The organism is Spongiactinospora sp. 9N601 (assembly GCF_044326295.1).
Classification (GTDB): Bacteria; Actinomycetota; Actinomycetes; order Streptosporangiales; family Streptosporangiaceae; genus Spongiactinospora; species Spongiactinospora gelatinilytica.
The window spans coordinates 143,844-160,178 of record NZ_JBIRBB010000012.1; the positions used below are offsets into that span (position 1 = coordinate 143,844).

The window sequence follows — 16,335 nt, forward strand, 5'->3', positions numbered from 1 at the left end:
CGCTACGCCCGGCGCCGGGAGAAGAACCTTACGCGATGGTTACAGCAGTTCGGAGACGACCGGGGCGAGCGCTCTGAACGCGCGGCCACGGTGGCTGATCGCGTCCTTCTCGGCGGGCGACAGCTCGGCGGTGGTGCGCGTCTCCCCCTTGGGGACGAAGATCGGGTCGTAGCCGAACCCGCCACTCCCCCGGGGCGCGTCGATGATCACGCCTTCCAGCGTGCCCTCCACGACCCGCTCCTGCCCCGAGGGCAGCGCCAGCGCCGCGGCGCAGGCGAAGTGGCCACCCCGCCGGCCGTCCGGGACGTCGCCGATCTGGGCGAGCAGCAGGTCGAGGTTGGCGGCGTCGTCGCCGTGCCGCCCCGACCAGCGCGCGGAGAACACGCCGGGCATGCCGTTCAGCGCGTCCACGCACAGGCCGGAGTCGTCGGCGACGGCGGGCAGCCCCGAGCCGCGGGCCACCGCGTGCGCCTTGATCAGCGCGTTCTCGGCGAAGGTCAGCCCGGTCTCGGCGATCTCGCCGATCTCGGGGAAGTCGTCCAGCCCGACGAGCGTCACCGCCGGCCCAGCGTCGGCCAGGATGCGCCGCAGCTCGGCGATCTTGCCGGGGTTGCGGGTGGCCAGGACCAGGCGGCTCACGCCAGGGCCTGCCGCTGCAACTCGGTCAGCTCGGCGCAGCCGGCCACCGCCAGGTCCAGCAGCCGGTCGAGCTGCTTACGGTCGAACGGCGTGCCCTCGGCCGTGCTCTGCACCTCGACGAAGTCGCCGGTGCCGGTCACCACGACGTTCATGTCGGTGTCGGCCGCGACGTCCTCGGTGTAACAGAGGTCGAGCATCGGGACGTCGTTCACCACGCCCACCGACACCGCGGCGACCGAGCGGATCAACGGGTCGCCGGGGGTCATCCGGCGCTTGCGCATCCACCGGACGGCGTCGGCCAGCGCCACGTACGCGCCGGTGATCGCCGCGGTACGGGTGCCGCCGTCGGCCTGGAGGACGTCGCAGTCCAGCAGGATGGTGTTCTCGCCGAGCGCCTTGGTGTCCACGCAGGCACGCAGGGAACGGCCGATCAGGCGGGAGATCTCGTGGGTCCGGCCGCCGATCCGGCCGCGCACCGACTCGCGGTCGGAGCGGGTGTTGGTGGCACGGGGCAGCATGGCGTACTCGGCGGTGACCCAGCCACCCAGGCCACTGCCCTTGCGCCAGCGCGGCACGCTGTCCTGGACGGTCGCGGCGCACAGGACCCTGGTGCCGCCGAACTCGACCAGCACCGAGCCCTCGGCGTTGTCCAGCCAGTTGCGCGTGATCTTCACCGGTCGGAGCCGGTCGGGTGTGCGTCCGTCTGCGCGTGCCATAACGCTCACCCTAGGGGATAGGCGGCGCCGCTCCGCGCCAGGTCGATCTTTCCGTCGAAGCCGCCGCGCGTCGCGTCCTCGGCGATCCTGGCGTGGTCGAACCACGGCACCAGGTGGGTGAGCACCAGCGTGTCCACCTGGGCCCGCGCGGCGTGCTCGGCCGCCTGCCGGCCGTTCAGGTGCAGTCCGCCGGGCGCCCCCGGCTGGTCCAGGAACGACGCCTCGCAGAGCAGTACGTCGGCTCCGGCGGCCAGTTCGACCAGCCCGTCGCTCTCGCCGGTGTCGGCGGAGTAGGCCACCGCGTGGCCGCCGTGGGCGACGCGGAAGCCGTAGGTCTCGACCGGGTGGTTCATCAGCGCGGTGGACACCTGGAAGGGCCCGATCTCGCGTACGCCGGGGCGCAGCGGCACGAAGTCGAAGGCGGTCTCCAGGCCGGGCTCGTCGGGCATGCCGTAGGCGGCGGCCATCCGGCGCGGGGCGTCGGCGGGGGCGTAGACCGGGACGCGGGCCAGCGGGCCGCGCGGCGAGTAGGTGCGGACGACGTGGTAGGAGCAGAGGTCCAGGCAGTGGTCGGCGTGCAGGTGTGACAGGCAGATGGCGTCCACGTCGTACAGGCCGATGTGGCGTTGCAGCGCGCCGAGCGCGCCGTTGCCGAGGTCGAGCAGCAGCCGGAAGCCCTCGGCCTCCAGCAGGTAGCAGGAGGCCGGGCTGTCCGGCCCCGGGAAGCTCCCCGAGCATCCGATGATGGTCAACTTCATGGCGGCGGTCTCCTAACGAGGAGCGGTGCGTCGCTCCGGTTGCGGAATGACCCCGGCGGCGATCTCCCCGCCGATGCTCGCGGCCTCGACTGAGGTGATCTCCGGCCCGAGGAACCTCTGGCCCAGCCGCCCGAACAGCCTGGCGTCGCCGGTCGTCTTGAACCGGTGACGCGGGGTTTCGGCGTCGCCGGCGAGGCCACGGTCGTGCAGTGTGCGATAGACGTCCTTGGCGGTCTCCTCGGCGCTCGACACCAGCGTCACCGCGTCGCCGGCCACATAGGCGATGGCGCCGGTCAGCAGCGGATAGTGGGTGCAGCCGAGGATCAGCGTGTCGCAGCCGTCCGCGAGGATCGGCCGCAGGTATCTCCTGACCACCTCGATCAGGCGGTCGCTCATGGTCTCGCCGCGCTCCACGAACTCCACCAGCCGCGGGGCGGCCACCCCGGTCAGCCGGATGTGCGGCGCGGCGGCGAACGCGTCGTCGTAGGCCATCGACTCGATGGTGGCCCGGGTGCCGATCACGCCGACCTTGCCGTTCCTGGTGGCCCGCGCCGCCCGCCGGGCGGCGGGCTGGATGACCTCCACCACGGGCACCCGGTAGCGCTCCCTGGCGTCGCGCAGCACCGCGGAACTGGCGCTGTTGCAGGCGATGACCAGCATCTTCACGTCGTGCTCGACGAGGTGGTCCATCACCTGAAGGGCGAACTCACGCACCTCGGCGATCGGCCGCGGGCCGTACGGCTGGCGGGCGGTGTCCGCCACGTAGAGGATGGACTCCCGGGGAAGCTGATCGATGATCGCCCGTGCGACCGTCAGCCCGCCCACACCACTGTCGAAGATCCCGATGCTCTGGCCCGCCACGTTTCCCAAGGTTAGGCCAGCGGTGGTGATCCCTCAGTGAATTAGTGCGCAGTACGGGTGTGGTCCTCGCCTCATTTCGGACCGGTTCGGGCCGAACTTGGCCCCATTTGAGGTTAGATGCGGCGATCAGAAAGATAGTTCACTGCAAGTGGATCGCTACTGATGTGGGCTACCGTCTGTATCGCCCAGAATCCAGACGTGTGAGTGAGTATGTCTGCCAACTACCCCTCAGGTCCGCCGTCACCCGACGAGCAGGATCCCCAACGAACCGTGGCGTACCGCCCCCAACAAGGACAGCAGCCCCCATACCCGCCGCAACAGGGCTACGGGCAGCAACCGCCCTATGGGCAGCAGAGCCAGCCCGGCCAGCAACAGCCCTATGGACAACAAGGCCAGCAGGACCAGCAGGGCCAGCCGTACCCTCAGCAGCCCTACGGGCAGCCGCAACAGCAGTACGGCCAGCAACCATATGGTCAGCAACAGCAGCAGCAGTACGGCGGGCAGCAGCCCTATGGCCAGCAACAGCAGCAGTACGGCCAGCCGTCCTGGCAGGGCAACGCCGAGGTGATGGGCCCTGCGGAGGGCGGCAAGGGGGGCGGTAAGAGCAAGAAGACCTGGCTGATCGCCGCCATCGCCGCGCTGGTGGTGGCGCTGATCGGCGGCGGCGGTGTCTACGCCGCCAGCCTGCTGAGCGGCGGCGGCAAGCAGCCGCACGAGGTGCTGCCCCAGAGCGCCATCGGCTACCTGCGCCTGGACCTCGACCCGGCGGCCAACCAGAAGCTCGCGCTGTTCGGCATCGCCAGGAAGTTCACCGTCACCAAGGACAGCTTCACCGGCGAGGACCCGCGCAAGGCGCTGTTCGAGTCGCTGAAGAAGGACGACTCCGACCTCGCCAAGCTGGACTACGCCAAGGACGTCGAGCCCTGGCTCGGCTCGCGCATCGGAGTCGCCGCGCTGCCCCCGGCGGCGGGCTCGGAGACGCCGACGCCGGTGATCGCCGTGCAGGTCACCGACCAGGAGGCCGCGCGTACCGGCATCGAGAAGCTGATGGCCGGCGACAAGTACGGCATCGCCTTCCGCGAGGACTACGCGCTGCTGGCCGAGTCGCAGGCGACGGTCGACCAGTCCGCCCAGGCTCCCACGCTGGCCGACAACGCCAACTTCACCGGCGACATCGGCGCGGTGGGCGAGCAGGGCGTACTGTCCTTCTGGATGGACGTCGAGCAGGTCGGCAAGCTGTCCGGCCAGTTGGACGGAAGCGAGCAGGAGGTGCTCAAGCAGCTCGCGGGCACCCGGATGGCGGGCGCGCTGCGGTTCGACTCGCAGTACGTCGAGCTGGCCGGTCTGCTGCGCGGCGCCAAGGACCTGATGCCCGCCGAGAGCGAGGCGGCCCGGGTCGCCGACCTGCCCGCCTCCACGCTCGGCGCGGTGTCCATCTCCGGGCTCGGCGACATGTTCACCAAGCAGTGGCCGAAGTACCAGTCCATGCTGGCCTCGACCCCGTCCTTCCAGCAGATGCTGACCGCCGCACAGCAGAGCGGCGTGACGTTGCCCGACGACGTCGCCACCCTGCTCGGCAAGAACCTCACCGTGGCGGTGGACGAGAGCGGCCTCGACAACAACCAGCCGAAGGTCGGCGCCCGCATCGTCACCGACACGGCCAAGGCGCAGGGCATCGTGAGCAAGATCGAGCAGCTTCTCGCCGCGCAGGGCGCGGGCGCCCCGCAGCTCGGCAAGGCCACCGGCGACGGCGTGCTGGTCTTGGCCTCCACCCAGGAGTACGCCCAGCAGCTCGCCCAGGCGGGCACGCTCGGCGACAGCGAGAGCTTCAAGCTCGCGGTCCCCGACGCCGGCGCGGCCGGCTTCGCGATCTACGTGGACCTCGACAAGGCCGAACGGCTCTACCTGCCCACCCTTCAGGGCGACGACCAGGCCAACGCCAAGGTGCTGCGCGCGGTCGGCCTGAGCGGCAAGTCCACGGCGGAGGAGGCCACCTTCTCCCTCCGCGTCCTGTTCAACTGACCCGCCCCTGACAAAGGGAAGATCCCCCGCCCGGCCACGGCCGGCCCGGGGGATCTCCTTTTCTCCCGGCCCGCCAAGGCTCTGATGGGGGCCGGCCGGGTGTGAACGGTCGTTGATCGGTCAGACTCGGTGCGGCGATACTCATGTCAGCAGGCAGGGTGTCGCTGACACAAAGCCGTCGCACCACAGCGCGCTACACAGGGTTAGAGCAGTCCCGCCTTCGGCGCAGCCCGTCCAGCACGAGGGTGATGACATCGTCGGCCTCGGCCCGCCAATCGGGGCGGTCATGAGCCGCGCTGATGCCGTGCAGCGCCATCATCACGGCACCGGTATCCACGTCGTCGCGTACGGTGCCGTCCCGCACGGCGGCGGCCAGCAGGTCGGTGACGGCCTGCTCCAGCGCCCGGCCGCCCTCGGCGCGGGCACCCGAGCGATCGGCCATGAGCGTGGCCAGCGTCCGGGCCAGGCCCGCATGGGCGGCTATGTGGTCGACCATGCCGCGCAGGAAGGTCGCCAAAGCCTCCGCCGCGGGCAGCGCGCCCTGTAGCCGGCGGGCGCGGTCGCACAGCGCGGCGACCTCCCCGTGGTAGACCGCCTCGGCCAGTGCCTCGCGGGTGGGGAAGTGGCGGTACAGCGTGCCGGTGCCCACTCCGGCCAGGCGGGCGAAGTCATCGAAGCGCAGGTCGAAGAAGTCGCCGGCGTCGAAGACCTCTCGTGCCTTGGCGATCAGGACATCGCGGTTGCGCTGGGCGTCGGCCCGCAGCGGCTTGTCGGCGGTCATGCGCTACCTCGCGTTGACAAATGGAGATAACCTCCATATTTTCGAAAGTGGAGATAGCCTCCAAATCGATCGTACCCCACGAGGTGCAGCGTGAAGATCGTGATGTTCGGCCGAGGCGTGATCGCCACCATCTACGGCTGGGCCCTGCAACAGGCGGGACACGACGTCGAGTTCTACGTCCGGCCCGGCCGGACGGCGACGTACGGAGACGCAGTGGACCTCGACCTGATCGATACGCGGCGCCGGGTGCGGGGGCAACGTGTCGTCCAGAAGTGGCCGGTGCGCTACCGCGAGGCGCTGGAACCGGACCACGACTTCGACCTGATCGTACTCAGCGTGCCGCACCACCGCCTCGCGGAGGCGACGGCCTTCCTGTCCCCGCGTGTCGGGCAGGCCACGGTGCTGGTCTTCGGCAACATCTGGACCGAGCCGCCGGCCGCGGTCGGCGCACTCCCTCTCGACCAGATCGCCTGGGGCTTCCCCCAGGCCGGTGGCGGTTTCGGCGCGGACGGCGTACTCCGCGGGACACTGCTGCCGTCGGTCGTCTTCGGCACCCTCGGCCGGCCCCCGACCGAACGCGAGCGGGCCGTGCGCCAGGCGTTTCGCGAGGCCGGGCTCCGGATCAAGGAGCAGCCTGACTTCCGCGGCTGGCTGTGGATCCACTTCGTGTCGGATGCCGGCCTGTTCTCGCAGGGCCTGCGGCTGGGTTCCCTGTCCGAGCTGGCCGGGGCGACCGGCGACCTGCGCGAGGGGTTGCTGGCCGGCCGCGAGCTGCTGCCGCTCCTTACCGCGCGCGGCGTTGACCTGCGACGTCATCGGGGCGGTGTGCTCATGTTCCGTGCGCCCACCTGGCTGACGGCCCCCGTGCTCGCCTGGCTGACGGCTCATTTCGCGCCCGTGCGCGTGAATTTCGCGGCGCACTCCGACCCCGAGGCCGAGGAGCCGCGTGAGGTCTGCCGGGACACCCTGGCGGAAGCGCGACGGTTGGGCGTCTCGGTACCGCGACTGGAAGCGGCGGAACCGCACTTCACCCGTGAGGGGACGAGTCGAGCCTGAATTCACCGATGGGCCGGTCCCGTTGATCCATTACGGCTCCTTGGCCCGCGGCATCCCAGAGCCGAACCCGGCCGCACCGGCCGGACAACTGCCGTTCGCACGCCGTTTTTCGCTGTCCGACCTCTTATCGCCTGTCCGTGACGTCGTGGAAGGAAAAGTCATGACCACCGCCGAGAAGCACGAGTTCCCCATGGCCCGTACGTGCCCGTTCGCGCCGCCGCCGGCGTACGAAGAGATCCGCGAAGAAGAGCCGGTCTCGCGGGTTCGCCTGCCCGACGGCGGGTGGGCCTGGGTGGTCAGCCGCCACGAAGACGTGCGAACCGTGTTGAACGACCGGCGGTTCAGCGCCGACCGGCAGCATCCGGACTTCCCGCAGTTGGTCAAGGGCGAGGCGGCGTCCCGGCGGCCGGACGAGGAGCGCCTCCTGATCGCGATGGACGCGCCCGAGCACGGGCCGGCGCGCAGGGCGGTGCTCGGCGAGTTCACGGTGCGCCGGTTGGCGGCGCTGCGGCCGCGGATCCAGGAGATCGTCGACGGGCAGGTCGACGCGCTGCTGGCCGGGCCGCGGCCCGGTGACCTGGTGGACTCGCTGTCGCTGCCGGTCCCGTCACTGGTGATCTGCGAGATGCTGGGTGTGCCCTACGCCGACCATGAGTTCTTCCAGGAGCACACGGTGAAGGTGATCAAGCAGTCAACGCCGCCCGAAGAGCGGGGGGCGGCCATAGGGGCCATCCAGGGCTACATGACCGACCTCGTCGCGGAGAAGGAAAAGAACCCGCCGGACGACCTGCTCGGGCGGCAGATCGTCAAGCTGCGCGCGAACGGCGCCTACCGGCGGACGGCACTGGCCGGCATGGGCTTCCTGCTGCTCGTGGCCGGCCACGAGACGACGGCGAACATGATCTCGCTGTCGACCGTGGCGTTCCTGCGTAATCCGGAGCAGCTCGCGATGATCAAGGCCGACCCGGGCAGAACGCTCAACGCGGTCGAGGAGATGCTGCGGTACTTCACGATCATCGACGCGGCGACGGCCCGGCTGTGCGTCGAGGACGTCGAGGTCGGCGGGCAGCCGATCCGCGCCGGCGAAGGAGTGCTGGCGCTCGGTCTTTCGGCCAACCGTGACCCGCGAGCGTTCGAGAACCCGGACCAGCTCGACATCGAGCGCGGCGCGCGCCACCACGTCGCGTTCGGGTTCGGGCCGCACCAGTGTCTGGGCCAGAACCTGGCTCGGATGGAGCTGCAGATCGTGTTCGACACGCTGTTCGGCCGCGTCCCCACGCTGAAGCCGGCGATGGACATCGACGAGCTGCCGTTCAAGGACGACGCGAACATCTATGGCCTGTACCGGCTCCCGGTGACCTGGTAGCGGACGAACTGCCATCCACCTCAGGAGGACAGGGCCATGAAAATCATCGCGGACACCCGCAGGTGCGTCGGTGCCGGGCAGTGCGTGCTCACCGAGCCCGGGTTGTTCGACCAGAGCGAGGAGGACGCCACGGTCATCGTGCTGAACGCGACACCAGAGGGCGAGCTGGTCGAGAAGGCCCGCGAAGCGGTGCACGTGTGCCCTGGCCAGGCCCTCTCCCTGGAAGAGTGAGTCGACCCGGATCTGGCCGGCGTGGATACGGGTGGTGTTCTGCGGTTCGGGTACGGGCGCGTGCGTTCTCCTGGACGATCTGCCTCTTCTCGCGCTTGAGCGGCTGTGCCTCGCGGCGCAGCGAAGGCGGTCGTGCGCGGGGGCGGGGCCCGGCCGTGGTCGGCATGCGCGGTGCCGCCCATGCCGACCACGGCCAAAGCGGTCAGGCCCAGAGTTGCCCTTCCAGGCGGTCTTCGGCCTCGTCAAGGGTGCCCTCGTAGGCACCCGTGGAGAGGTACTTCCAGCCGCCGTCCGCGACCACGAAGACGATGTCGGCGCGGGTGCCCGCCTTGACCGCCTTGGCGGCGACGCCGAGCGCCGCGTGCAGCGCGCACCCCGTGGAGATGCCCGCGAAGATGCCCTCGGTGGCCAGCAGTTCGCGGGTGCGGCGCAGCGCGTCGGCCGAGCCGACGGAGAACCGGGTGGTGAGCACGTCGGGGTCGTACAGCTCGGGGACGAAGCCCTCGTCCACGTTGCGCAGCCCGTACACCAGCTCGCCGTACCGCGGCTCGGCCGCCACGATCTGGACGCCCGGCACCCGCTCGCGCAGGAACCGGCCGACCCCCATCAGCGTGCCCGTCGTACCGAGCCCCGCCACGAAGTGGGTCACCGACGGAAGGTCCTCAAGGATCTCCGGGCCGGTGGACTCGTAGTGCGAGCGCCAGTTGGCCGGATTGCCGTACTGGTAGAGCATCACCCAGTCGGGATGCTCGGCGGCCAGCTCCTTGGCGACCCGGACGGCCTCGTTGGAGCCCCCGGCGGCGGGCGAGGAGATGATCTCCGCGCCCCACATCCGCAGCAACTGCCTGCGTTCCTCGGAGGTGTTCTCCGGCATCACGCAGATCAGCTTGTAGCCCTTGAGCCGGGCCGACATGGCCAGCGAGATGCCGGTGTTGCCGGAGGTCGGCTCCAGGATCGTGCAGCCCGGGGTGAGCAGGCCGTCCTTTTCGGCCTGCTCGACCATCCACAGCGCCGGGCGGTCCTTGATCGACCCGGTGGGGTTGCGGTCTTCGAGCTTGGCCCAGATTCGCACGTCGCCCGAGGGGGACAGTCTGGGCAACCCCACCAGCGGGGTGCGCCCGACCGAGTCGATCAGCGAGTCGAAGCGCATGCCGGCTCAGCCACCGGCCACGGCGGGGAGCACGGTCACGGTGTCGCCGTCGGCGACGGGGGTCTCCAGGCCGCCGAGGAAGCGGACGTCCTCGTCGTTGAGGTAGACGTTGACGAACCGGCGCAGGGCGGCGCCGTCCACCAGCCGGTCCTTGATGCCGGGGTGGCGCGCCTCCAGGTCGCCGATCAGCTCCTCAAGCGTGCCGCCCTTGCCCTCCACGGCCTTCGCGCCGTCGGTGTAGGTGCGCAGGATGGTCGGAATGCGAACTTCGATGGCCATCGCGATCGATCTCCTTGATGATCAATAAGTCGTCGTCGGGCACCCCATCCGATCGAACACGGACGGGCGCGCGGGTGTTCCGGAACGGTCCGGGCGGGCCGGGGGTCGGTCGGCCGGATCAGCGGCCAGGACAGTCGTAGACGACCACCAAGGGCGTGTGCGCGAACAGATAGCTCTGCACCGGCGGCGCGCCGGGCAGGCCCCGGCCGCGCAGGTGCGGCGCGATGTCGGCGACCGCCTTGAGCGCCCCGCGCGGGGCGCGCGGAACCGGTGAGTCGAAGGTCGGCACGGTCACCAGCTTACTGAACGATGGTGATCTCTTCCTCTGTGACCACCCCGTCGAGGATCCGGTAGGACCGGAACTCCACCTTGTCCTCCTCGCGGGTCGAGACCAGCACATAGTGGGCGTCGGGCTCGGAGGCGTAGGAGATGTCGGTGCGCGAGGGGTAGGCCTCGGTGGCGGTGTGCGAGTGGTAGATCACCACGGGCGTCTCGTCGCGGTCGTCCATCTCCCGCCAGACGCGCAACTGCTCCATGGAGTCGAAACGGTAGAAGGTGGGCGAGCGTTCGGCGTTCTCCATCGGGATGAAGCGCTCGGGCCGGTCGGAGCCCACCGGACCGGCGATCACGCCGCATGCCTCGTCGGGGTGATCGGCCCGCGCGTGGGCCACGATCCGGTCCACAAGATCCTGCGAGATCGTCAGCATGCCTGGAAGCTACCAAAGAGCGCGGACGAGGCTGTCCTGCAGGTAGGTCAGCCAGTCGTACATCATGTAGGCCGGGTAGCGAGGGTCGTCCTCGGCCATGCCGGCCAGTTCCTCGTGCACCTCTTCGGTGATCTCCAGGCGGGTGCCGAGAGTCAGCCGTACGTCGTTGAGGGCGCGCAGCCACGCCTGGGCCTGGTCGGCGGAAAGCTCCGCGCGGCCGGAGGCCACGCTGTCGAGCACGGCCCGCGCGTCGGCGCGCTTGCCGTCGCGCAGCGCCGCCTCGGTGTAGCGGCGGAACTCGGCGGCCTGCTCCTCGTCGGCGTAGGCGGACGGGAAGAGCCTGGCCAGCACCGGGTCGTCGGGGACCTTCGCGGCGCCGATGCCGAGCGCGCGCTCCAGCGGGTCGCTGCCGGTCTCCCCCGGCTCGACCATCCCCAAGATCATGCCGACCAGTGAGCGCAGGATCGACACCTCGGCCGGGTCGAACTCGACCACGACGCCGCCCTCGGCCCCCGGGCTGAATCCCGTGCTCACCGCGCTCCCCTCACGAATCCTGCTGGACGGTCGCCCACAGGCCGTAGGAGTGCAGAATCTGGGCGTCGCGCTCCATCTCCTCGCGGGCGCCGCTGGACACGACGGCCTTGCCCTTCTGATGCACGTCGAGCATCAGCCGCTCGGCCTTCTCCTTGGGGTATCCGAACACCTTTTGGAACACATAGGTCACATATGACATCAGGTTGACCGGGTCGTTCCAGACGATCGTGAGCCAGGGTATGTCGGGCCGCACGTCCGTCGTCGGACGCTCGGTCTCCATCGGAGCGATGCCGGGCACGTTCACCAGTCTGCCCTACCTCCCCCGTAGTCTTCGACACGTGAACGACCCCATGAGCACCGCGTTGCTCACCGATCACTACGAGCTGACAATGGTCCAGGCCGCGCTGCGCAGCGGGGCCGCCGGACGCAGGACGGTCTTCGAGGTGTTCGCCAGGCACCTGCCCGGCGGGCGCAGGTACGGCGTGGTGGCCGGCGTCGGACGACTGCTCGACGCGCTTTCGAGCTTCAGGTTCGCCGATGACGAGCTGGCCTTCCTGGCCGAGCGGGACGTGGTCGACGCGGCCACGCTCGACTTCCTGGCGGGCTACCGGTTCTCCGGCGATGTGTACGGCTACCGCGAGGGCGAGTCCTATTTCCCCGGCTCCCCGATCATGGTGGTCCACGGGACGTTCGCGGAGAGCGTAGTCCTGGAGACCATGATCTTGTCCATCCTCAACCATGACAGCGCCATCGCCTCCGCCGCCGCCCGGATGTCCCACGCCGCGGGCGAGCGCCCGCTCATCGAGATGGGCACCCGCCGCACCCACGAGCGCGCCGCGGTGGCCGCCGCCCGGGCCGCCTACATCGGCGGGTTCGCGACCAGCTCCAACCTGCGGGCCGGTTTCCTGTACGGGGTGCCCACCCGGGGCACCAGCGCGCACGCCTTCACCCTGCTGCACGATTCGGAACGGCAGGCGTTCCAGGCCCAGATCGCCTCCCTCGGCCCGGCGACCACGCTGCTCATCGACACCTACGACGTGGCCGAGGCCGTGCGCACCGCCGTCGAACTGGCCGGGCCGGAGCTGGGCGCGGTCCGCATCGACTCCGGCGACCTGGCCGAGGCCGCGGTCGCGGTACGCGAGCAGCTCGACTCCCTGGGCGCGGACAAGACCCGGATCATCGTCACCGGCGACCTGGACGAGTACTCCATCGCCGCGCTCGCCGCCGCGCCCGTGGACGGCTACGGCGTCGGCACCTCACTGGTGACCGGCTCGGGCGTGCCCACCGCCGCGATGGTCTACAAGATGGTGGCCAGAGCCGATCCGGACGGCGAGCTGCGGCCGGTGGCCAAGCGGTCGGTCGGCAAGCCGAGCCGGGGCGGCGCCAAGGCGGCGTTCCGCAGGCTCGGCCCGGACGGCTGCGCGCTGGCCGAGATCATCGTCCCGGACGGGCCGCACGCGGCGCAGGCCGCGGTGACGGTCGCGGTCAACGGCGGCGGTACCAACGCGCGCGACACCCACCGGCCTCTGCTGGTCCCGCTGGTCAAGGACGGCGAGGTCGTCGGCGGGGAGAGCCTGGCCGCGGCCAGGGAACGCCGGGCCGCCTCGGCGGCCGAACTGCCGTCAGAGGCGCACCATCTGTCCCGCGGCTACGCCGCGATCCCGACCGTCTTCGCCGGGCCGTGGGGCGCGCCGTAGGATCGAGTCATGAGCACCGCTCTGATCATCGTGGACGTCCAGAACGACTTCTGCGAGGGGGGCAGCCTCGCGGTGAAAGGCGGCGCGGAGGTGGCCGAGGCGATCTCCCGCCATGTCACCGCGCGCGACTACGACCATGTCGTGGCGACCCGCGACTACCACATCGACCCGGGGCCGCACTTCGCGGACGAACCCGACTTCGTCGACTCCTGGCCGCCGCACTGCGTGGCGGGCACCCACGGGGCGGAGTTCCACCCCGCCTTCGACACCACAGGGGTGGAGAAGGTCTTCAGCAAGGGCGCGCACTCGGCCGCCTACAGCGGCTTCGAGGGCGCCGCCCCCGACGGCACCACGCTGGCGGGCTGGCTGACCGCCAAGGGGGTGCACGCGGTCGAGGTCGTCGGCATCGCCACCGACCACTGCGTGCGCGCCACGGCCATCGACGCGGTGGAGAACGGCCTGGCCGTACGCGTGCTCCTCGACCTCACCGCCGGAGTCGCCCGGGTCACCACCGAGGCCGCCCTGGCCGAGCTGTCCGCCGCCGGCGTCCAGCTCAGCGGCACCCCGATCAACCGCCCCTGACCCCAACGGCTCCAGTCCACACAAAGGCCGGCCCCGTCATCCCGTACGCCCGGAACAATGGGGTCGACACGAACCCCGATCAGCCCCGGGTGTGGGCCCACGGCCCGGTACGGCACGCGGCGCTGGACCGACGCCACCCGGTACGGCCAGAGCGGTTACACCGGCCGAACCCGGGGGGCGCGCCGTGAACGCCGGGCCTCACCGCCCGTGGTGCGCGTAGTGGTGGGTCAGCGGGAGCGCTGGGTGGCCCATTTGCGGATTTGGGCGATGCGGTCGCGGATCTGGTCGGCGGTGGCCTGGGCGATGGGCGGGCCGCCGCACAACCGGCGTAGCTCGGCGTGGATCACGCCGTGCGGCTGGCCGGTGCGGTGGTTCCATGCCCCCACCAGGCCGTTGAGCTCCTTGCGCAACGCCGCCAGCTCCTCGTGCGGCGACCGCTCGGGCACGGCATCGGCGGTGCCCGCCAGTTTGCGCTTGGCGGCCTGCTGCTCGGACTGGCGCTTGCGCAGCAGCGTCGCCACCTGATCGGGCTCCAGCAGGCCGGGCAGCCCAATGAAGTCTTCCTCCTCGGGTGACCCGACGTCGCCCCCGGTGCCGAACTCGCCCCCGTCGAACAGCACCCGGTCGAAGGTGGCCGACGCCTCGACCGTCTCGAACGGCAGCTCGTCGCCCAGGACGTCGGGGTTGTCCTTCTTCTGCCTGGCCTCCTTGAGCAGGTCGTCGTCAAGGCCGTCCTCGGCCTGCCGGCGCCCCAGGACGTGGTCGCGCTCGGCCTCCATCTCCCCAGCCAGCCCCATCAGGGTCGGCACCGAGGGCACGAACACCGAGGCGGTCTCGCCGCGCTTGCGGGCCCGCACGAAGCGCCCCACCGCCTGCGCGAAGAACAGCGGCGTGGAGACGGACGTGGCGTAGACGCCCACGCACAGGCGCGGGATGTCCACCCCTTCGGAGACCATCCGGACCGCGACCAGCCAGCGCTCCTCCGAGGCGGCGAAGCCCTTGATCTTCTTGGAGGCGTCGGGGTCGTCGGACAGGACGACGGTCGCGCCCTCTCCCGTGATCGTGCGGATGTGCCGGGCGTAGGCCCTGGCCGTCTCGTGGTCGGTGGCGATCACCAGGCCGCCCCCGTCGGGGACGCCCCTGCGCACCTCGGTCAGCCGCCGGTCGGCGGCCCGCAGGACCTGCCTGATCCAGTCGCCCTTGGGGTCGAGCGCGGCCCGCCACGCCTGGGAGAGCTGGTCCTTGGTGAGCGGCGTGCCCAGGGTGGCGGTGATCTCGTCGCCCGCCCGGGTGCGCCACTTCATCTCGCCCGCGTAGGCCAGGAAGATCACCGGCCGGACCACGCCGTCGGCCAGCGCCGGGCCGTAGCCGTAGGAGTAGTCGGAGACGCTGCGCAGCCCGCCGTCGCCGTCTTCGACATAGCCGACGAACGGGATCGGGTTGTCGTCGGACCGGAACGGCGTGCCGGTCAGCCCCAGCCGCCGGGTCGCGGGCTCGAACGCCTCCCTCACCGCGTCGCCCCAGGACTTGGCGTCACCCGCGTGGTGGATCTCGTCGAAGATCACCAATGTCCTGCGGCCCTCAGTGCGTGCCCTGTGCAGCGCCGGGTGCATGGCGACCTGGGCGTAGGTGACGGCGACGCCGACGTAGTCGCGGGAGGTGGTGCCCTGGCTGTTCTTGAACTCGGGGTCGATGGCGATGCCCACCCGGCCCGCCGCGTCGGCCCACTGGCGCTTCAGGTGCTCGGTGGGTGTGACGATCGTCACCGTGCGCACGATGCCCCGGGACAGCAACTCGCTGGCGATGCGCAGCGCGTAGGTGGTCTTGCCCGCCCCCGGTGTCGCCACGGTGAGGAAGTCGCGCCGCTCGGCGGCGAAGTAGAGGTCGAACGCCTCCTGCTGCCAGGCGCGCAGCTTGGGCGCGGTGCCCCAGGCGGCCCTGTCGGGATAGGAAGGGGAAAGATGCGATGCGGCGGAGGTGCTCACACCACGCTCCTTGCCGTGCGTCTCGTCAGGCCGCCCGCGTCGCAGGCGTCTCTTTCGGTTGGGGCCCTCACAAGGACACCAGGGTAATCCCCGGCACCGACAAGACGTGCCGTACGCCCCGGATCCTGGCCAAGGCCGGCTCCGCGTGCTAGACGGCCGCGCGGCGCGGTCATCCCACCGTGGCGCCCTTGATCACCTGGCCGATCGCGGCCCGGGCGCGGGCGTCGTCGGGCTGCGCGATGGCGACCAGGAGCAGGGTCCTCGGGCCGCGGTCCACCACGATCACCCGCAGGTAGGCGGGGCGGTTCACCACATCCTTGTACTGCGCGACCACGGCCCGCGCGTGCCCGGTGGCGCCGCCCACCGCGATGGCGGCGTCCTCGGCCACCGAGACCGTGTCGCCGTGCAGCAGCAGCCTGCCGTACAGTTCGGACGCCTTCAGCGCCGCCTCGCGCGGCGACCCGCCGCCCAGCGGGGGCCCCGGCATGGCCATCACCATGGCGCCACCGGCCGCGTCGGCGGCGGCCGAGGTGAAGGCCGTCACCGGGGCGACGGGGCGTTGAGCCCAGCCCTCGGGCAGCCGCAGCCGTACCCCGGCGAGCGCGTCGGAGACGACCTGTACGGCCGGCTCCGGCGACACCGCGCGCAGCACGACCACCACCGCCCCGGCGATCAGCGACAGGCCGACGGCGAGGCTCCCGGCGATCGTGAGGGACCGCACGACCCAGCGCGGCAGGCGGCGCGGATGCGGGTCGGCGGGCGTGCCGTACCAGCGGGCGGACGGTGGGAGCGGGTCCTCCCCCGCCGGTTCGGGCGTCTTCGGCGTCCTGGCCGGGGGCCACGACTGCCGGGCGTAAGGCCGCCGGGTGCCCGGTCGTTCTTCCACGACGCCTCCTCCCGCACGGCCACCGCTTCCTTGTCCTACCACGACCGCCGCGCGGACTCAGGAAATCAGTGATCACAGATACGGC

The 16,335-nt window shown here is 70.9% G+C and carries 20 protein-coding genes; 6 read left to right on the forward strand and 14 right to left on the reverse strand.

Features of this window, described 5'->3' with window-relative positions; all coding sequences use genetic code 11:
• Positions 1 to 39: 39 nt before the first annotated feature.
• From rdgB to ACH34R_RS27830, 5 genes are all read right to left on the reverse strand, one after another.
• Entirely contained in the window at positions 40 to 639 is a 600-nt protein-coding gene (rdgB, locus tag ACH34R_RS27810) for an RdgB/HAM1 family non-canonical purine NTP pyrophosphatase (RefSeq protein WP_397564482.1), read from the reverse strand.
• Complete coding sequence (rph, locus tag ACH34R_RS27815; protein ID WP_111166329.1) at positions 636 to 1,355, reverse strand: ribonuclease PH; 720 nt, start codon at positions 1,353 to 1,355, stop codon at positions 636 to 638. The genes rdgB and rph overlap by 4 nt, the downstream gene beginning before the upstream one ends.
• 5 nt (positions 1,356 to 1,360) lie before the next feature.
• Positions 1,361 to 2,113 (reverse strand): MBL fold metallo-hydrolase, encoded by a 753-nt coding sequence (locus ACH34R_RS27820; RefSeq protein WP_397564483.1) that lies wholly within the window; start codon positions 2,111 to 2,113, stop codon positions 1,361 to 1,363.
• A gap of 12 nt (positions 2,114 to 2,125) precedes the next feature.
• On the reverse strand, positions 2,126 to 2,974 hold the full coding sequence (gene murI, locus ACH34R_RS27825; protein ID WP_397564484.1) for a glutamate racemase: 849 nt from the start codon (positions 2,972 to 2,974) through the stop codon (positions 2,126 to 2,128).
• A 240-nt stretch (positions 2,975 to 3,214) separates the two neighbouring features.
• Entirely contained in the window at positions 3,215 to 3,496 is a 282-nt protein-coding gene (locus tag ACH34R_RS27830; RefSeq protein WP_397564485.1) for a hypothetical protein, read from the reverse strand.
• 45 nt (positions 3,497 to 3,541) lie between these two features.
• Between ACH34R_RS27830 and ACH34R_RS27835 the strand changes: the two genes are divergently transcribed.
• Positions 3,542 to 4,996: a DUF3352 domain-containing protein gene (locus ACH34R_RS27835; protein WP_397564486.1), complete on the forward strand. Its 1,455-nt coding sequence runs from the start codon at positions 3,542 to 3,544 to the stop codon at positions 4,994 to 4,996.
• Between the two features lie 193 nt (positions 4,997 to 5,189).
• On the opposite strand, the gene ACH34R_RS27840 is transcribed toward ACH34R_RS27835, so the two are convergent.
• Positions 5,190 to 5,777: a TetR/AcrR family transcriptional regulator gene (locus ACH34R_RS27840; protein WP_397564487.1), complete on the reverse strand. Its 588-nt coding sequence runs from the start codon at positions 5,775 to 5,777 to the stop codon at positions 5,190 to 5,192.
• A gap of 90 nt (positions 5,778 to 5,867) precedes the next feature.
• Here ACH34R_RS27840 and ACH34R_RS27845 point away from each other — a divergent pair, with 90 nt between their 5' ends.
• The 3 genes from ACH34R_RS27845 to ACH34R_RS27855 all read left to right on the forward strand — a co-directional run bounded on the left by ACH34R_RS27845 (position 5,868) and on the right by ACH34R_RS27855 (position 8,430).
• Positions 5,868 to 6,833, forward strand: coding sequence for a ketopantoate reductase family protein (locus ACH34R_RS27845; protein WP_397564488.1), 966 nt, complete (start codon positions 5,868 to 5,870; stop codon positions 6,831 to 6,833).
• 160 nt (positions 6,834 to 6,993) lie between these two features.
• Positions 6,994 to 8,199 (forward strand): cytochrome P450, encoded by a 1,206-nt coding sequence (locus ACH34R_RS27850; RefSeq protein WP_397564489.1) that lies wholly within the window; start codon positions 6,994 to 6,996, stop codon positions 8,197 to 8,199.
• 36 nt (positions 8,200 to 8,235) lie between these two features.
• Positions 8,236 to 8,430 (forward strand): ferredoxin, encoded by a 195-nt coding sequence (locus tag ACH34R_RS27855; protein WP_397564490.1) that lies wholly within the window; start codon positions 8,236 to 8,238, stop codon positions 8,428 to 8,430.
• A 202-nt stretch (positions 8,431 to 8,632) separates the two neighbouring features.
• On the opposite strand, the gene ACH34R_RS27860 is transcribed toward ACH34R_RS27855, so the two are convergent.
• The 6 genes from ACH34R_RS27860 to clpS all read right to left on the reverse strand — a co-directional run bounded on the left by ACH34R_RS27860 (position 8,633) and on the right by clpS (position 11,380).
• Complete coding sequence (locus ACH34R_RS27860) at positions 8,633 to 9,580, reverse strand: PLP-dependent cysteine synthase family protein (RefSeq protein ID WP_397564491.1); 948 nt, start codon at positions 9,578 to 9,580, stop codon at positions 8,633 to 8,635.
• A 6-nt stretch (positions 9,581 to 9,586) separates the two neighbouring features.
• A complete protein-coding gene (locus ACH34R_RS27865) occupies positions 9,587 to 9,859 on the reverse strand; it encodes a MoaD/ThiS family protein (RefSeq protein WP_397564492.1) in 273 nt (90 codons plus the stop codon).
• Positions 9,860 to 9,977: 118 nt separating this feature from the next.
• Positions 9,978 to 10,154 (reverse strand): hypothetical protein, encoded by a 177-nt coding sequence (locus ACH34R_RS27870; RefSeq protein WP_397564493.1) that lies wholly within the window; start codon positions 10,152 to 10,154, stop codon positions 9,978 to 9,980.
• 4 nt (positions 10,155 to 10,158) lie between these two features.
• Positions 10,159 to 10,566 (reverse strand): Mov34/MPN/PAD-1 family protein, encoded by a 408-nt coding sequence (locus tag ACH34R_RS27875; RefSeq protein ID WP_397564494.1) that lies wholly within the window; start codon positions 10,564 to 10,566, stop codon positions 10,159 to 10,161.
• A 9-nt stretch (positions 10,567 to 10,575) separates the two neighbouring features.
• On the reverse strand, positions 10,576 to 11,100 hold the full coding sequence (locus ACH34R_RS27880; protein WP_397564495.1) for a DUF2017 domain-containing protein: 525 nt from the start codon (positions 11,098 to 11,100) through the stop codon (positions 10,576 to 10,578).
• Between the two features lie 10 nt (positions 11,101 to 11,110).
• A complete protein-coding gene (clpS, locus tag ACH34R_RS27885; protein ID WP_397564616.1) occupies positions 11,111 to 11,380 on the reverse strand; it encodes an ATP-dependent Clp protease adapter ClpS in 270 nt (89 codons plus the stop codon).
• Positions 11,381 to 11,438: 58 nt separating this feature from the next.
• Here clpS and ACH34R_RS27890 point away from each other — a divergent pair, with 58 nt between their 5' ends.
• Together ACH34R_RS27890 and ACH34R_RS27895 are read left to right on the forward strand one after the other, a co-directional pair.
• Positions 11,439 to 12,797: a nicotinate phosphoribosyltransferase gene (locus tag ACH34R_RS27890; protein WP_397564496.1), complete on the forward strand. Its 1,359-nt coding sequence runs from the start codon at positions 11,439 to 11,441 to the stop codon at positions 12,795 to 12,797.
• Between the two features lie 9 nt (positions 12,798 to 12,806).
• Complete coding sequence (locus ACH34R_RS27895; protein WP_397564497.1) at positions 12,807 to 13,379, forward strand: isochorismatase family protein; 573 nt, start codon at positions 12,807 to 12,809, stop codon at positions 13,377 to 13,379.
• 227 nt (positions 13,380 to 13,606) lie between these two features.
• On the opposite strand, the gene ACH34R_RS27900 is transcribed toward ACH34R_RS27895, so the two are convergent.
• Together ACH34R_RS27900 and ACH34R_RS27905 are read right to left on the reverse strand one after the other, a co-directional pair.
• Positions 13,607 to 15,364 carry a DEAD/DEAH box helicase gene (locus ACH34R_RS27900; protein WP_397564498.1) on the reverse strand — a complete coding sequence of 586 codons (1,758 nt, stop codon included), beginning with the start codon at positions 15,362 to 15,364 and terminating at the stop codon, positions 13,607 to 13,609.
• Positions 15,365 to 15,533: 169 nt separating this feature from the next.
• The gene (locus ACH34R_RS27905) at positions 15,534 to 16,250 is read right to left on the reverse strand and encodes a hypothetical protein (RefSeq protein ID WP_397564499.1); all 717 of its coding nucleotides are present in this window, start codon (positions 16,248 to 16,250) and stop codon (positions 15,534 to 15,536) included.
• Positions 16,251 to 16,335 lie beyond the last annotated feature (85 nt).

Bases quoted from the DNA above. Each gene is read 5' to 3' on its own strand.
- rph (WP_111166329.1), bottom strand. From the start codon at position 1,355: ATGGCACGCGCAGACGGACGCACACCCGACCGGCTCCGACCGGTGAAG.
- ACH34R_RS27820 (WP_397564483.1), bottom strand. From the start codon at position 2,113: ATGAAGTTGACCATCATCGGATGCTCGGGGAGCTTCCCGGGGCCGGAC.
- ACH34R_RS27835 (WP_397564486.1), top strand. From the start codon at position 3,542: ATGGGCCCTGCGGAGGGCGGCAAGGGGGGCGGTAAGAGCAAGAAGACC.
- ACH34R_RS27840 (WP_397564487.1), bottom strand. From the start codon at position 5,777: ATGACCGCCGACAAGCCGCTGCGGGCCGACGCCCAGCGCAACCGCGAT.
- ACH34R_RS27850 (WP_397564489.1), top strand. From the start codon at position 6,994: ATGACCACCGCCGAGAAGCACGAGTTCCCCATGGCCCGTACGTGCCCG.
- ACH34R_RS27855 (WP_397564490.1), top strand. From the start codon at position 8,236: ATGAAAATCATCGCGGACACCCGCAGGTGCGTCGGTGCCGGGCAGTGC.
- ACH34R_RS27860 (WP_397564491.1), bottom strand. From the start codon at position 9,580: ATGCGCTTCGACTCGCTGATCGACTCGGTCGGGCGCACCCCGCTGGTG.
- ACH34R_RS27865 (WP_397564492.1), bottom strand. From the start codon at position 9,859: ATGGCCATCGAAGTTCGCATTCCGACCATCCTGCGCACCTACACCGAC.
- ACH34R_RS27875 (WP_397564494.1), bottom strand. From the start codon at position 10,566: ATGCTGACGATCTCGCAGGATCTTGTGGACCGGATCGTGGCCCACGCG.
- clpS (WP_397564616.1), bottom strand. From the start codon at position 11,380: ATGGAGACCGAGCGTCCGACGACGGACGTGCGGCCCGACATACCCTGG.
- ACH34R_RS27895 (WP_397564497.1), top strand. From the start codon at position 12,807: ATGAGCACCGCTCTGATCATCGTGGACGTCCAGAACGACTTCTGCGAG.